Here is a 14,073-nt window from a genome sequence, read left to right as displayed (position 1 = left end):
GCTCACAGCGACGGAGCCTCCTCCAGCAGCGGGTGCCCCCACCTTTCCACGAAGGCGGCCTCGACGGCGGCGCCGACCCTGTACAGCCGGTCGTCCTTCATGGCGGGGGCGATGATCTGCAGACCGACCGGCAGGCCGTCCTCCGGCGCAAGGCCGCAGGGCAGCGACATCGCCGCGTTGCCGGCCAGGTTGGTCGGGATGGTGCACAGGTCGGCGAGGTACATCGCCATCGGGTCGTCGGCGCGCTCGCCGATCGGGAAGGCGGTGGTCGGGGTCGTCGGGGAGACGATCACATCGACACCACTGCCCTGCTCGAAGGCCTTCTCGAAGTCGCGCGTGATGAGAGTGCGGACCTTCTGGGCGGAGCCGTAGTACGCGTCGTAGTAGCCGGAGCTGAGCGCGTACGTGCCGAGCATGATGCGGCGCTTGACCTCGTCGCCGAAGCCGGCCTCACGGGTGAGCGCGGTGACGTCCTCGGCGGACTTGGTGCCGTCGTCGCCGACCCGCAGTCCGTACCGCATGGCATCGAAGCGGGCCAGGTTCGAGGAGCACTCGGACGGCGCGATCAGATAGTACGCGGACAGCGCGAGGTCGAAGGACGGGCAGTCCAGCTCGACGATCTCGGCGCCCAGCTCCTTCAGCAGCTCGACGGACTCGTCGAAGCGCTGGACCACACCGGCCTGGTAGCCCTCGCCGCGGAACTGCTTGACTACACCGACGCGCATCCCGGCGACGGAGCCGTTGCGCGCGGCCTCGACGACCGGCGGGACCGGGGCGTCGATGGAGGTCGAGTCGAGCGGGTCGTGCCCCGCAATGACCTCGTGCAGCAGCGCCGCGTCCAGGACCGTACGGGCGCAGGGACCGCCCTGGTCGAGCGAGGACGAGAACGCCACCATGCCGAAGCGGGAGACCGCGCCGTAGGTCGGCTTGACGCCGACCGTGGCGGTGACCGCGGCGGGCTGGCGGATGGAGCCGCCGGTGTCCGTGCCGATGGCGAGCGGGGCCTGGTAGGAGGCGAGCGCCGCCGAGGAGCCGCCGCCGGAGCCGCCGGGTACACGGGTCAGGTCCCATGGGTTACCGGTCGGGCCGTAGGCGCTGTTCTCGGTCGATGACCCCATGGCGAACTCGTCCATGTTGGTCTTGCCGAGGATGACGATGTCGGCGGCCTTCAGCCGCTTGGTCAGCGTCGCGTCGTACGGCGGGATCCAGCCCTCGAGGATCTTGGAGCCGACCGTGGTCGGGATGCCCTCGGTGGTGAAGATGTCCTTCAGCGCCAGCGGCACACCGGCAAGCGGGCCGAGCTTCTCGCCGGCCTCGCGCTTGGCGTCGACGGCGCGGGCCTGGGCCAGCGCGCCCTCGCGGTCCACGTGCAGGAAGGCATGCACCTTCTCGTCCACGGCCTCGATTCGGGCCAGGTGGGCCTCGGTGACCTCCACGGCCGTCAGCTCGCCCGCGGCGATCTTCGCGGCGGTCTCGGCGGCGGTGAGCCTGATGATCTCGATCTTGTTGATGGCCGTCATGATCAGTCCTCCCCCAGGATCTGCGGCACCTTGAAACGCTGCTGCTCCTTGGCCGGCGCGCCGGAGAGCGCCTGCTCGGGAGTGAGCGACGGACGGACCTCGTCCGCGCGCATGACATTGGTGAGCGGCAGCGGGTGGGAGGTCGGGGGTACGTCTTGGTCGGCGACCTCGGAGACGCGGGCGACCGCGCCGATGATGTCGTCGAGCTGTCCGGCGAAGTGGTCGAGCTCGTCGCCGGACAGCTCCAGACGTGCCAGCCGGGCGAGGTGGACGACCTCCTCGCGCGTAATGCCAGGCATGCAGCGATCCTCAGGGGTGAGAGTGTGGTGGTTACGGGGCTCTGGGCCAATCCTATGGGTCACGGGCCCCTGCCCACGAAACGGTGAGGACCGGGCTGCTCGGGGCGGGCCGTAGCAGCCCGGTCGACGCCTACCGCGGGTCGGGTGCGCTCAGGGCACGACCTGGCCCGACGGCTCGTCCGCGCCGGAGGGCGTGGCGGGCAGTTTCGCCGGACGGCACCAGCCGCGCTTGCCCCTGGCCCGGAGCCAGGCGGTGGTCTCCTGCGGGGGCATCGCGGCCGCGACCAGCCAGCCCTGTACGGCGTCGCAGCGCAGATCGCGCAGCCGCTCCCAGGTCTCGTCGTCCTCGACGCCCTCGGCGACCACCAGCAGCCCGAGCGAATGGGCGAGGTCGACCGTGCAGCGGACGATCTCCGCGTCCTCGTTGTCGACGGCGAGCCGGGCGACGAAGGACCGGTCGATCTTCAGTTCGCTGACCGGCAGGCGGCGCAGATGGACGAGGGAGGAGTAGCCGGTACCGAAGTCGTCCAGCGACATCTTCACGCCGTGGTCGGCGAGCCCGGCCAGCGTGTCGGCGGCCCGCTGCGGATCCTCGAGCAGCACATGCTCGGTGATCTCCAGCTGGAGCGCGCCCGGTGGGACGCCGTGGCGGGCGAGACGGGCGGCGACGGCCCCGGCGAATCCGGGCGTGTGGACGTCGCGCGGTGAGACATTGACGGCGACCGGCACCTCCAGGCCCTGGGCGCGCCACTTGGCGACCTGGGCGAGCGCCGTCTCCAGGACGTACTCCGTCAGATGCGGCATCAGACCGGAGGACTCGGCGATGGCGATGAACTCGTCCGGGGGGACCCGGCCGCGCTCCGGGTGGACCCAGCGCACCAGCGCCTCGAGGCCGGCGACCTGACCGTCGAAGCGGACCTTGGGCTGGTAGTGCAGCTCCACGTCGCCGGCGTCCAGCGCCCGGCGCAGATCGCCCAGCAGACCGAGCCGGTCGGGGGTGTTGCTGTCGCGCTTGGACTCGTACACCTCGACGCCGGTGCGGTCGCGCTTGGCCTGGTACATCGCCACGTCGGCGCGGCGCAGCAGGCCCTCGGCGTCGAGCGCGTGGTCGGGGAAGACCGCGACTCCGGCGCTGGCCTCCAGGACGAGCGTGAGGCCGTCGAGGTCGAGGGGCGAGGAGAGTTCGGCGACGAGCTGGCGTGCGACGCGCTGCGCACTGGTGGTGGAGTCGGCGGTGGGCAGCAGGACGGCGAACTCGTCGCCGCCGAGCCGTGCCGCCTCGGCCCCGCGCGGCAGGGCGTTGCGCAGCCGCTCGGCTATCTGCAGCAGCAGCCGGTCGCCGGCGAGATGACCGAGGGTGTCGTTGACGGACCGGAAGCGGTCGAGGTCGATCAGCACGAGGGCGGACCGGGCGCCGCTGCTCTCGGCGTCCTCCAGGGCGGCCCAGGTGCGCTCCAGCAGCCACTGGCGGTTGGGCAGCCCCGTCAGAGGGTCGCGCAGCTGCTCTTCCGCCCTGACCCTGGCTATCCACAGGGTGGAGTCGAGGGCGATCAGCGGCACGGCGAACAGGGGCAGCAGCAGCGGCATGGCGACGGCGACCACGCAGATCAGCGGGGCGATGGCGACAAGGGCGACGGCGACAAGTCCCTGCCGGAGCAAGGACGAACGGGCCACGGTGGGCAGCCCGCTGCCCTGCGGGGCCGTCACGTACCACAGCAGCAGCCGGGTGACGGCGAGATATGCGGTGGCCGCGAGGATCACCTCCGGCACCGCCGAGATCCCCCAGCCGAGCGGGTCCCAGGGATTCTCGACGGTGGGGACGACGGAGAACGCGGCGAGAGTGAGCGCGGCGGCGCCCATGCCCAGGATGTCGACGGCCCCGTGGAGCACGCCCCTGCGCCGGCGGCTGGGGCAGGCGGCGCCGACCAGGGTCACGACGGCCAGGCTGACCAGCCCGGCCGGTACCCAGCCGAAGACCAGCAGGGCGGCGAGGGTCAGTGCGGAGCCCGAACCGGTGCCGCCCCACCAGCGCTCGCGGCCGAGTGCGACGAGATGGCCGACAATGATCCCGGTGAGCAGGGCGAGCGACCAGCCGACAGTGCCCGAGGGGAAGAGCGCACGGCCCTCCCGGACGGTCTGGACGATGCCCGTCAGCAGGACGAGCGCGGCACTCGCGACAACGGCTGCGGCCAGCCCGGGTGTCCTGCCCGCCAGGGCCGCGAGTGCACGCGGCCGTGGGACCGGGGCGGCGCTCTCGGTCGGTTTCATTCCCGTCCCTCTCACAGCCGGCGGTGCCGATGCCTCGCGATGGCTCCCGTTGTCATGCCACCACGACTGAAATCCCACCACGCAGCCGTGCACGACAGGCGCACATCTCAACAGTAGGCCGCAGGAGGCTCGGACGGGCAGCGCTCTACAGCTCTTGCCCGAATGCGACCAGGCCACCCTTCTCCATCTGCTATGCGCTGAACGGGTGACCTGTACTGGGCGTTCCACCGGCGCTCAACACGTCTGTTTCCGGCCCCTCTTGTCGTACTCGAGTGCCCCGTGCGCCCCCGGTGAGCGCCGCCCATGCCCCCCTTTGTCACGCCTCCGCAGGCACAGCTGCCTCACGCGCCGCTTCCGGGCCCTCCTCGAGCAGTACGGCGAAGCCTGCCTCGTCCAGCACGGGCACCTTCAGCTGCACTGCCTTGTCGTACTTGGAACCGGGGTTGTCGCCCACCACGACGAACGCCGTTTTCCTGGAAACGGAACCAGCCACTTTCGCGCCGAGGCTCTGGAGCGCTTCTTTTGCGCCATCCCTGGTGTGGTTCTGGAGCGTTCCGGTGACGACGACGGTCAGTCCCTCGAGCGGTCGCGGCCCCGTGTCCTCGCCGGCGCCCTCGACCTCCAACCGGACGCCCGCCGCACGCCACTTGCGCAAAATCTCCTGGTGCCAGTCCTCGGCGAACCACTGCTTGAGCGAGGCCGCGATGATCTCACCGACCCCGTCGGTGCCGGCGAGCTCCTCCTCGGTGGCCTGCTCGATCCGCTCCAGTGAGCGGAATTCGCGGGCCAGCGCCTGGGCTGCGACCGGTCCGACATGGCGGATGGACAGGCCGTTGATGAACCGGGCGAGCGGACGTTCCTTGGCCGCGGCGATGTTCTCCAGCATGGCCAGGGCGTTCTTCTTCGGCTCGCCCTGCTTGTTGGCGAAGACCGTGACGATCTTGTCCTCACCGGTCTTCGGGTCGCGCTTGGGAAGTCCGCTGTCGCGGTCCAGGACATAGGCCTTGATGGGCAGCAACTGCTCGATGGTGAGGTCGAAGAGATCGCCCTCGTCGGCGAGCGGCGGCTCGGCGGGCTCCAGGGGCTGGGTCAGCGCGGCGGCGGCCACCTCGCCGAAGTTCTCGATGTCCAGGCTTTCCCGGCCGGCGAGATAGTAGACCCGCTCCCGCAACTGGGCAGGACATGAACGTGAGTTGGGGCAGCGGAGGTCGATGTCGCCCTCCTTCATGGCCATCAGCGCCGTACCGCACTCGGGGCACTCGGCCGGCATCACGAACTCCCGCTCGGTGCCGTCCCGCAGGTCCACTACGGGCCCGAGGATCTCCGGGATGACGTCACCGGCCTTACGGATCACGACCGTGTCGCCGATGAGCACGCCCTTGGCCTTGACCACGTCCTGGTTGTGCAAGGTGGCGAACTCGACCTCGGAACCGGCCACCGTGACCGGCTCGACCTGGGCGTACGGTGTGACCCGGCCCGTGCGGCCCACGCCCACCCGGATGTTGACCAGTTTGGTGTTGACCTCTTCCGGCGGGTACTTCCAGGCAATGGCCCAGCGCGGGGCGCGTGCGGTGGAGCCCAGCCGGCCCTGGAGCGGGATCTCGTCCAGCTTGACGACGACACCGTCGATCTCGTGCTCGACCGAGTGGCGGTGCTCGCCGAAGTGGGCGATGAACTCCCGTACGGCGTCGAGCGAGTCGACGACCTTGTTGTGCCGGGCCGTGGGCAGACCCCACTCGCGCAGCAGCTCGTACGCCTGCGACAGACGGTCGATGTCGAAGCCCTCACGCGCGCCGATGCCGTGCACCACCATGTGCAGCGGGAGCTTCGCGGTGACCTTGGGGTCCTTCTGGCGCAGTGAACCGGCCGCGGAGTTGCGCGGGTTGGCGTAGGGCTGCTCACCGTCCGCCACCCGTCGGGCGTTGAGCTCCGCGAACTGTTCCATGGGGAAGTAGACCTCGCCGCGGATCTCGACGAACTCCGGGATGCGCTCCCCCTGAAGGCGGTTCGGGATGTCGGCGATCGTACGCACGTTCGGCGTGATGTCCTCGCCGACCCGGCCGTCACCGCGGGTCGCGGCGCGGACCAGCCGGCCCTTCTCGTACGTCAGGCTCACCGCGAGTCCGTCGACCTTGAGCTCGCACAGGAAGTGGTAGCCGGAGCTTCCGACATCACGGGCGACGCGATCGGCCCAGGCGGCGAGCTCCGCTTCGTCGAAGGCGTTGTCGAGGGAGAGCATGCGCTCCCGGTGCTCGATCTTGGTCAGCTCGGTCTCGTAGTCCCCTGCGACCTTCTGGGTCGGCGAGTCGGGGGTCCGCAGCGCGGGGTACTCCTCCTCGAGCGCCTCGAGCGCGCGCATCAGTTTGTCGAACTCCCCGTCGCTGATGACGGGGCTGTCCTTCACGTAGTACCGGAAGCGGTGCTCCTCGATCTGCTCGGCGAGTCGGGCATGCTGCTCCCGTGCGTCCGCGGGCAGTGCCGTCTGCTGTTCGCCAGCCACCGTTTCGTCCTCCCGTATTGCGTGCACCCCGTCACTCAGGGTTGTCTGCGAGCGATCGCGCGGCCCGGAGGCAGTGGGCGAGCGCCGCCCGCGCATACGCGGGCGAAGCGCCCGCGAGCCCGCACGACGGGGTGATGACGAGGGACTCGGCGAGAGTCCCCGGATTCAGCCCCAGCCTGCGCCACAGCGTCCTGACACCCATGACGCTACCCGCAGGGTCCGACAATGCGGCGTCGGTGGAGGGCACCACGCCCGCGAACAGCTTGGTACCCGCCTCCACCGCCTCGCCGATCGACTCCTCATCACGCTCCGTGAGCAGTCCGAAATCGAACGAGACACCCGCGGCCCCCGCTCTGCGCAGCAGCGCGAAGGGCACATCCGGTGCACAGGAGTGCACGATCACCGGGCCGCCGCCACCGGCCTCGACGACGTCCCGCAGCCTGCTCTCGACGATCTGGCGGTCCACGGCCCGGTGGGTGCGATAGCCGCTGGCGGTCCTGATCTGCCCGCGCAGTACGGCGGTCAGCGACGGCTCGTCGAGCTGCAGGACGACCTCGGCGCCGGGCACCCGGCGGCGTACCTCGGTGAGATGGCCGCGCAGCCCCTCGGCGAGCGAGGCCGCGAGGTCGCGGCAGGCGCCCGGGTCGCCGAGCGCCGCCTCGCCGCCTCGCAGTTCCAGTGCGGCGGCGAGTGTCCACGGCCCGACAGCCTGGACCTTCAGCGGTCCCCGGTAGCCCTGGGTGAACTCCTCCAGTGCGTCGAGGTCCTCGCCGAGCCAGGAGTGGGCCCGGCGGGTCTCACGACCCGGCCGGTCGCTGATCCGCCAGCCGCTGGGCTCGACATGGGCGTACATCTCGACGAGCAGCCCGATGGTCCGCCCGATCATGTCGGCGCCGGGGCCGCGGGCAGGCAGCTCGGCCAGGTAGGGGAAGTCCTCGAAGGACCCGGCGACGGTCTTGGCGCTCTCGCGTACGTCGCCGCCGGGCATGGACCCGACACCGGTCGCGGGGCCCCAGCTGAAGTCGTTCTTCTCGCTCACCCGGGAAGCGTACGTCGCGGCGCCGGACCCCCGTTCCCGCCGCGGCCCTAGCGTCCGGGCCGCACCGTCAGGTCGTTGATCTCGGCGTCGCGCGGCAGGTCCAGCGCGAGCAGGATCGTCGTCGCCACCGATTCCGGGTCGATCCAGCGGGAGGCGTCGTACTCCTTGCCCTCCTGGGAGTGCACCTTGGCCTGCATCGGGCTCGCGGTACGCCCCGGGTACACCGATGTCACGCGTACGCCGTTGCCGTGCTCCTCGTGGCGCAACGAGTCGGCGAGCGCCTTCAGACCGTGCTTGGAGGCGGCGTACGCACCCCACTCGGCATGGGCGTTGAGCCCGGCGCCTGAGTTGACGAAGACCACCTGGCCCTGGGCGACGCGCAGTTGGGGAAGGAAGAGACGGGTCAGTTCCGCCGGTGCGACAAGGTTGACGTCGAGCTGGTGGTGCCAGGTCCTGGGGGTCAGTTCGCCGACCGGTCCGAGTTCGACGACGCCGGCGATGTGCAGCAGCGAGTCGATCCGGTCGGGCAGGCTCTGGTGACCCAGCGCCCAGGAGATGCGGTCCGGGGTGGCCAGATCGGCGACGAGCGTACGGGCGCCGGGGTAACGGTCCGCGAGCTCCTTGGCCCGGCCCGCGTCCCGTGCCACGAGGACGAGATAGTCGCCGCGCTCGTGCAGCCGGCGGGCGACCGCCGCGCCGATGCCGGATCCCGCGCCGGTGATCAGATGTGTAGCCATGCCCGTCATGCTCGCACTTCGGCGCTACTGCACGCCCGCCGACTCCTCCAGGTATGCCAGCGCCCCGGCCCCGTCCTCGGCGAAGAAAACGAGCTCGGTCAAGGGCACCGGAAGGAAGCCCTCCTCCTCCATCCGCAGGAACTGCTGCCTCAGCCCGTCGTAGAAGCCCGCCGTGTTCAGCAGCACGACCGGCTTGGTGGTCCTGCCGTGCTTCTTCAGCTCCAGGATCTCGGTGGCCTCGTCGAGCGTCCCGGCACCGCCCACCATGATCACCACGGCGTCCGACTTGGCGAGCAGCAGCGCCTTGCGCTCGGCCAGGTCCTTGGCGATCACCATCTCGTCGGCGTTCGCCCGGGCCTTCGCGGCCAGGAACTCCACGGACACGCCCACCAGCCGTCCGCCCGCCTCCTGCACACCGTCCGCGACGACCTTCATCAGCCCGCACTCGGAGCCGCCCCACACGAGCGTGTGGCCGCCCTTGCCGATGAGCTTCGCGAACTCGCGAGCCGGGACGGTGTACCGGTCGTCGAGGTCGGCGGAGGAGAGGAAGACACAGATGTTCATGTGCCCAACGGTACGGGCCGCCGTGCCCGCACGGTGGCCCCGCCCTCCCCCGAGGCCGCCACCGCACCCTGACGGGGCAGACGCACGAGGTGGCGCCGCATGTGCCGGCGCGCCGGCGCCGATCGACTTCTTCCCGGACTGACCGGGGGCGGTGCCGACGGCGGCGTGATGCGACGAAGTCCCTCATGGCCGCGATGAATTCGCCGCTCGCGGCAGTTCCGGCCGACTGCGCCGCCTCCGGTCAGGCCGGCGACCCCACGCCCTTGTCACAGCTGCTCCGGGGGTCGGGGCCTGCGCCCGCGGTCGTCGGCGCAGGTTGTCGGCACGTCGTACGGATGCGTGACTCTCGCGTTCGGCCGGCAGGTAAATCCCGTTGGTGTCAACGGAATCGGCGTGCCATGATCCCCGCATGACCTACGGAATCGAGTCCCACCCCGCCTGGTGAGCGCCCTGGAAGAGCGCAGCGCTCTGCCCCGGCCGGCCTCCCTGTACGCCTACGCCTTGCGCCTGCAGCGCGGGGAGCCCGACGACCGTCTGCCGAAGGGCGGCTGCTCACGACCGGACACCCGGCCCCCGTCACCGGAGCGCCGGACCCGGCCCCGCCGCGACTGGCGGGAGTCCGTGGAGGCCGCGCGTAAGGCCCTCGAACCCCTGCTGACCGAGGCGGACACGGCCCGTGCCGCCGAAGAGGTGGATCGCCGCCTGCGCGAGGCCCGGGTGAACATCCGTCACATCTCCACGGCCGTCGACAAGATGACACTGCACGACGAGGGGCGGGCCAGGACACTCGGGAGGCGACTCACGCGTACCGGCACGACGGCGTACGCCGTGGGCACCGGCATCGTCCTCCTCACGCGCCTCGGCGAGCCGGAGGACGTGCCCTACCTCAGGACCCTCGGCCTGCTGCCAGGTTTCACCCGGTCCGCGATCCGGGCACTCGATGCGATCGACGCCCCGACCGCAGCCCTGTTGTGGCTCGGTCGCTGCACTCAAGGGCGTGAGCTGCGACCGTTGATCGACGCCCTTACCGCCCGCGACGACGAGTCGGCGCGGGCCTGGCTGCTTCGGGTGCCCATGGATCCGCGCGCCGTGGACTCCACGATCGCCCGGCGGATCGCACAGAGCGTTCTCCTCTCCGACCTTCTCCGCGAGGATCCGGTCGACAAGGGGATCCTGGCTCAGGGGGCACGTCTGCTGGCGCGGATGACGAGTCCGCGGCACGACGAGTCGGAGATCCGCAACTACCGGGACGCCGTGCCCGTGTACGCCGCCGTGATCGCCCGGGCCTCCCGTCTCACCCCGTCCCTCGATCACTACGCCACGCTGCTCGCTCTCGCGCTCGACCTGCACAGCGGGCCCAGCGTGCTGCTGGACTGGCGGCCCGGACAGCGGGAGGCACTGCTCGACGCCCTGGACTCGCTTCTCACCACGCCCGGCTGGGCCTCCGTCCTGGCCGCCCGCGAACCGGCCGACCCCGCCGAGCGCCATCGGCTCCGGTGGGCGCGTCGCACCGCCCGTCAGCCGTTCACCGCCGGGCCCGACCCGCTCCCGCTGCGGATCGAGGTCGTCGTGCGCGATCCGTCGGACCCCGACGTCGTGGAGACCCGGTTCCTCGTCGACGGGCGTCCGCTGGTCCCCGCGGCGTTCGGCCGGGGGTCGGGCAACTCCCCCGAAGACCTGCTCCACAACGGTTCGCTGCGGGCCACGGCGGACGGCCAGGAGGTGCAACTGGCTGAGGCGTACTGCACTGAGGGGTGCTGCGGCGCGCTGTACGTCACCATCCGCGAAGAGGGCGACGAGGTGGTGTGGGGCGGCTGGCGCGGCACCGCCAAGGGTGTGGTGCTCCCCGAGTACCGTTTCGACGCCGCCGACTACGCCGCCGAGATCCTGCGGGCCGAGACCGACCACTCCTGGTCGTGGCCCGCCCGGACGACGGCCCGGCTGATCACCGAAGGCCTGCGCGAGCGTCCGGATCTCGTCGGCCGATGGCATCTGCGAGGGGGCCGGGCGCACACGGACTTCTCGGCCCCCTGCACGGTCGTGCTGTGGTTCGTCCTCCAGCCCGAGGAGGACGGCCCCTGGCTGCAGTTCAGTTGGCGGCTCCCGGACGACGGCACGCCCCCCGATGAACAGGCCGGGGCGGTGCTGCGGCGACTGGCCGAGGAGGACCCGAAGGGATACACGAAGATCAGCGGCGGCTCTCGGGAGTACGCGGAGCAACTGGGGTTCCCCTGGCCGGAAGGCTGACGCCGAGAGGCTGGGCGACGAGGCGTCGGCGATGCAGCAGGGGGCTGCGGTCGTCTGCGCACGCCCCCGTGGCGAACCGGTCCGCAGGCCACCGGTGTGGGCGGACCACCGCTGTGACGAGCGACGGGACGGTGCCCGGATCTCTTCCGACCTCGGTCACCGAGCGCGTGCTCGTGGTCCGCTGAGGGGGCACGCCACAGCGCGGCTCCGCACCGCAGGAGCCGTTTCTCCTCGTCGAACCGGTGCTCGCGCTCAGCGGCGTCCGGCAGGACCCAACAGCCCGGGAGTCGGTTGGAGCAGATCGCCGTCAGTCGAAGGAGGCTGCGGCAACGTCGCTCACGCCACCGCCGTTGCCCTGCGCTCCGTCGTGGCGATCGTCGCCGAGCCGACCACGCGGGTGCCGTCGTACAGCACGATCGCCTGGCCGGGGGCGACCGCGCGGACCGGCTCCGTGAAGGTCACCCGCAGTTCGCCGTCCACCAGCTCCGCCGTCGCCGGCGTCTCGCCGCCGTGGGCACGCAGCTGGGCCGTGTACGTGCCCGGACCCGCCGGGGCGGCGCCGCACCAACGCGGCCTGATCGCGGTCAGCGACGTGACGTCGAGCGCCTCGGCGGGGCCGACGGTCACCGTGTTGTTCACCGGGGAGATGTCGAGCACATAGCGCGGCTTGCCGTCGGGGGCCGGGTGGCCGATGCGCAGGCCCTTGCGCTGGCCGATGGTGAAGCCGAAGGCCCCGTCGTGGCTGCCGAGCCTGGTGCCCGACTCGTCGACGATGTCGCCCTCGGCCGTGCCCAGCCGTGAGGCCAGGAAGCCCTGGGTGTCGCCGTCGGCGATGAAGCAGATGTCGTGGCTGTCGGGCTTCTTGGCGACGGCGAGGCCCCGGCGCTCCGCCTCCGCCCGGATCTCGTCCTTGGTGGTGAGCGTGTCCCCGAGGGGGAACATGGCGTGCGCCAGCTGCTTCTCGTCCAGCACGCCGAGGACGTACGACTGGTCCTTGGCCATGTCGCTGGCGCGGTGGAGCTCGCGGGTGCCGTCCTCGTTGAGGACGACGGTGGCGTAGTGGCCCGTGCACACGGCGTCGAAGCCCAGCGCCAGCGCCTTGTCGAGCAGCGCCGCGAACTTGATCTTCTCGTTGCAGCGCAGACACGGGTTGGGCGTACGGCCCGCCTCGTACTCGGCGATGAAGTCCTCGACCACGTCCTCGCGGAAGCGCTCGGCGAGATCCCACACGTAGAAGGGGATGCCGACGACGTCCGCGGCGCGGCGGGCGTCGCGCGAGTCCTCGATGGTGCAGCAGCCGCGCGCGCCCGTGCGGAACGACTGCGGGTTCGCGGAGAGTGCCAGGTGGACACCGGTGACGTCGTGTCCGGCCTCGGCGGCGCGGGCGGCGGCTACGGCGGAGTCCACACCGCCGGACATGGCGGCGAGCACACGGAGGGGGCGCTGGGAAGTCTGAGTCATAGCGCTACCAGGGTACGGGCCCGGGGAACCGAAGGCTTGCGAGTATGCGTTGGAGAGCGCATGGGGAGTGATTCCGGGCATGCGGGCCGCACGAGCGGCGGGCGGGGCGAGAGCCGGCGCGGTGTGAGCCGGCGGGCCGTGCTGATCGGCGGCGGTGCCGTGGTGGTGGGCGGGGGCGTCCTGGCCCAGGATGCGCTCCGGCGTGCCTGGTGGCGGCTGCCGGGGATGGCGAAGCCGCGCAAGGAGGGTGAGATCGATCATGTCGGCGCGGAGTGGACGGCCGCGTCCCGGGCGAACTGGCGGCTCGCCGACCGCCCCGACGACTTCGGCATCGACCGGGTCGTCATCCATGTCGTCCAGGGCAGCTACCGCTCGGCCCTGAAGGTGTTCAAGGACCCGGGCCATGGGGCCGCGACGCACTATGTCGTGCGCAAGGACGGGCATGTGGCGCAGCTGATACGGGAGCTGGACGTGGCCTTCCACGCCGGGAACCGCTCGTTCAACGAACGCAGCATCGGCATCGAGCACGAGGGCTTCGTGGACAGGCCCGCCGGGTTCACGGACGCGATGTACCGGTCGTCGGCGCGGCTGACGGCCGGCATCTGCGAGCGGTACGGCATACCGGTGGACCGCGAGCACATCATCGGACACGTGGAGGTGCCGGGCACCGACCATACGGACCCGGGGCCGCACTGGGACTGGAACCGCTACGTGGAGATGGTGCGGGAGGCGGGCCCCGCGGCCCGCGAGGCCGCGAAGGCCGCCGCCGGCGGCTAGCCGGGCGCGGGGCGGAGTCCGGGTGCCGAGTGTCCCGAGCACCCCGCGGACGTACGCGAGCAGCCGGCGGCCCTCGTGCCGGCCGGCTTCGTCACACGCACGGGCCTGCGCCGGCTGCCGGACCTGATGCGCTACCTGCTCGCCGTGGACCGCCGCCTGCAGCAGATGCCGACGTCCGTGCAGCGGGACACCTCGCGTATGGAGAAGGTCCACGAGATGCAGGACGAGTACGCCTGGCTGCTGGAGCAGATGCCACAGGGGCGCCCCGTGCCGCTCCACGATGCGGCGTCGGCCGCCCGCCTACCCGCCCGACCGCAGGCGCGAATCGAGCCGCTGCTTCCTGACCGAACACCGAAACGGGGTGGCCGTTGGCGGGATCACCGTGAGCTGATTGCGATCGCCTGGAAGTTCCGGACCTGATCGCAGTGGGTCCACCTGCCGGAGACGCACGGGGGGCCTCTACAACCGGCTGCGGACGCGGGCCGTCGACCGCACGTGGGAGCGGGTGTTCACCACACCGATGGCCCAGGCCGATGCTCCGCGCCCGACTGGGGGAGCACTGACCGCCCTGGCGCCGGGCACGTGTCCGGGATCACAGGGCGTCTCGCCGGACGGGCGGAATGCCGTGAGCACGGGAAGGGTTGACGCTTGCACGCATTCC

Annotated in this window: 10 protein-coding genes and 1 pseudogene; 3 read left to right on the top strand and 8 right to left on the bottom strand. The window is 71.3% G+C overall.

All coding sequences use genetic code 11. The features are described 5' to 3' along the window. Window positions 1–2: 2 nt before the first annotated feature. The 7 genes from gatA to ACFYWI_RS01540 form a co-directional block, all read right to left on the bottom strand. Window positions 3–1,520, bottom strand: coding sequence for an Asp-tRNA(Asn)/Glu-tRNA(Gln) amidotransferase subunit GatA (gatA, locus tag ACFYWI_RS01570; protein WP_389223773.1), 1,518 nt, complete (start codon window positions 1,518–1,520; stop codon window positions 3–5). A gap of 2 nt (window positions 1,521–1,522) precedes the next feature. Beyond that, complete coding sequence (gene gatC / locus ACFYWI_RS01565; RefSeq protein ID WP_389223770.1) at window positions 1,523–1,819, bottom strand: Asp-tRNA(Asn)/Glu-tRNA(Gln) amidotransferase subunit GatC; 297 nt, start codon at window positions 1,817–1,819, stop codon at window positions 1,523–1,525. A gap of 150 nt (window positions 1,820–1,969) precedes the next feature. After that, on the bottom strand, window positions 1,970–4,087 hold the full coding sequence (locus ACFYWI_RS01560; protein ID WP_389223767.1) for a putative bifunctional diguanylate cyclase/phosphodiesterase: 2,118 nt from the start codon (window positions 4,085–4,087) through the stop codon (window positions 1,970–1,972). Window positions 4,088–4,403: 316 nt separating this feature from the next. Continuing rightward, window positions 4,404–6,587, bottom strand: coding sequence for an NAD-dependent DNA ligase LigA (gene ligA, locus ACFYWI_RS01555; protein ID WP_389223764.1), 2,184 nt, complete (start codon window positions 6,585–6,587; stop codon window positions 4,404–4,406). Between the two features lie 31 nt (window positions 6,588–6,618). After that, a complete protein-coding gene (locus ACFYWI_RS01550; RefSeq protein ID WP_389223761.1) occupies window positions 6,619–7,626 on the bottom strand; it encodes a methionine synthase in 1,008 nt (335 codons plus the stop codon). Window positions 7,627–7,673: 47 nt separating this feature from the next. Then, window positions 7,674–8,363, bottom strand: a complete 690-nt coding sequence (locus ACFYWI_RS01545; RefSeq protein WP_389223758.1) for an SDR family oxidoreductase — start codon at window positions 8,361–8,363, stop codon at window positions 7,674–7,676. Window positions 8,364–8,387: 24 nt separating this feature from the next. Next, window positions 8,388–8,927: a TIGR00730 family Rossman fold protein gene (locus tag ACFYWI_RS01540; RefSeq protein WP_389223755.1), complete on the bottom strand. Its 540-nt coding sequence runs from the start codon at window positions 8,925–8,927 to the stop codon at window positions 8,388–8,390. 441 nt (window positions 8,928–9,368) lie between these two features. Between ACFYWI_RS01540 and ACFYWI_RS01535 the strand changes: the two genes are divergently transcribed. Then, the gene (locus ACFYWI_RS01535; RefSeq protein ID WP_389223752.1) at window positions 9,369–11,174 is read left to right on the top strand and encodes a hypothetical protein; all 1,806 of its coding nucleotides are present in this window, start codon (window positions 9,369–9,371) and stop codon (window positions 11,172–11,174) included. A 336-nt stretch (window positions 11,175–11,510) separates the two neighbouring features. On the opposite strand, the gene mnmA is transcribed toward ACFYWI_RS01535, so the two are convergent. Beyond that, window positions 11,511–12,635 (bottom strand): tRNA 2-thiouridine(34) synthase MnmA, encoded by a 1,125-nt coding sequence (gene mnmA, locus ACFYWI_RS01530; RefSeq protein ID WP_389223749.1) that lies wholly within the window; start codon window positions 12,633–12,635, stop codon window positions 11,511–11,513. Window positions 12,636–12,695: 60 nt separating this feature from the next. Between mnmA and ACFYWI_RS01525 the strand changes: the two genes are divergently transcribed. Beyond that, window positions 12,696–13,412: an N-acetylmuramoyl-L-alanine amidase gene (locus ACFYWI_RS01525; protein ID WP_389223746.1), complete on the top strand. Its 717-nt coding sequence runs from the start codon at window positions 12,696–12,698 to the stop codon at window positions 13,410–13,412. 48 nt (window positions 13,413–13,460) lie between these two features. Next, a pseudogene (locus ACFYWI_RS01520) lies at window positions 13,461–13,685 on the top strand (DUF3418 domain-containing protein); the annotation flags it as partial. Between the last annotated feature and the right edge of the window lie 388 nt (window positions 13,686–14,073).

Origin of the sequence: Streptomyces sp. NPDC002889, from assembly GCF_042888425.1 — a bacterium.
Lineage (GTDB): Bacteria > Actinomycetota > Actinomycetes > Streptomycetales > Streptomycetaceae > Streptomyces.
The sequence above is the reverse complement of the archived record's forward strand: the minus strand, read 5'-3'. Positions and strand labels throughout refer to the sequence as shown.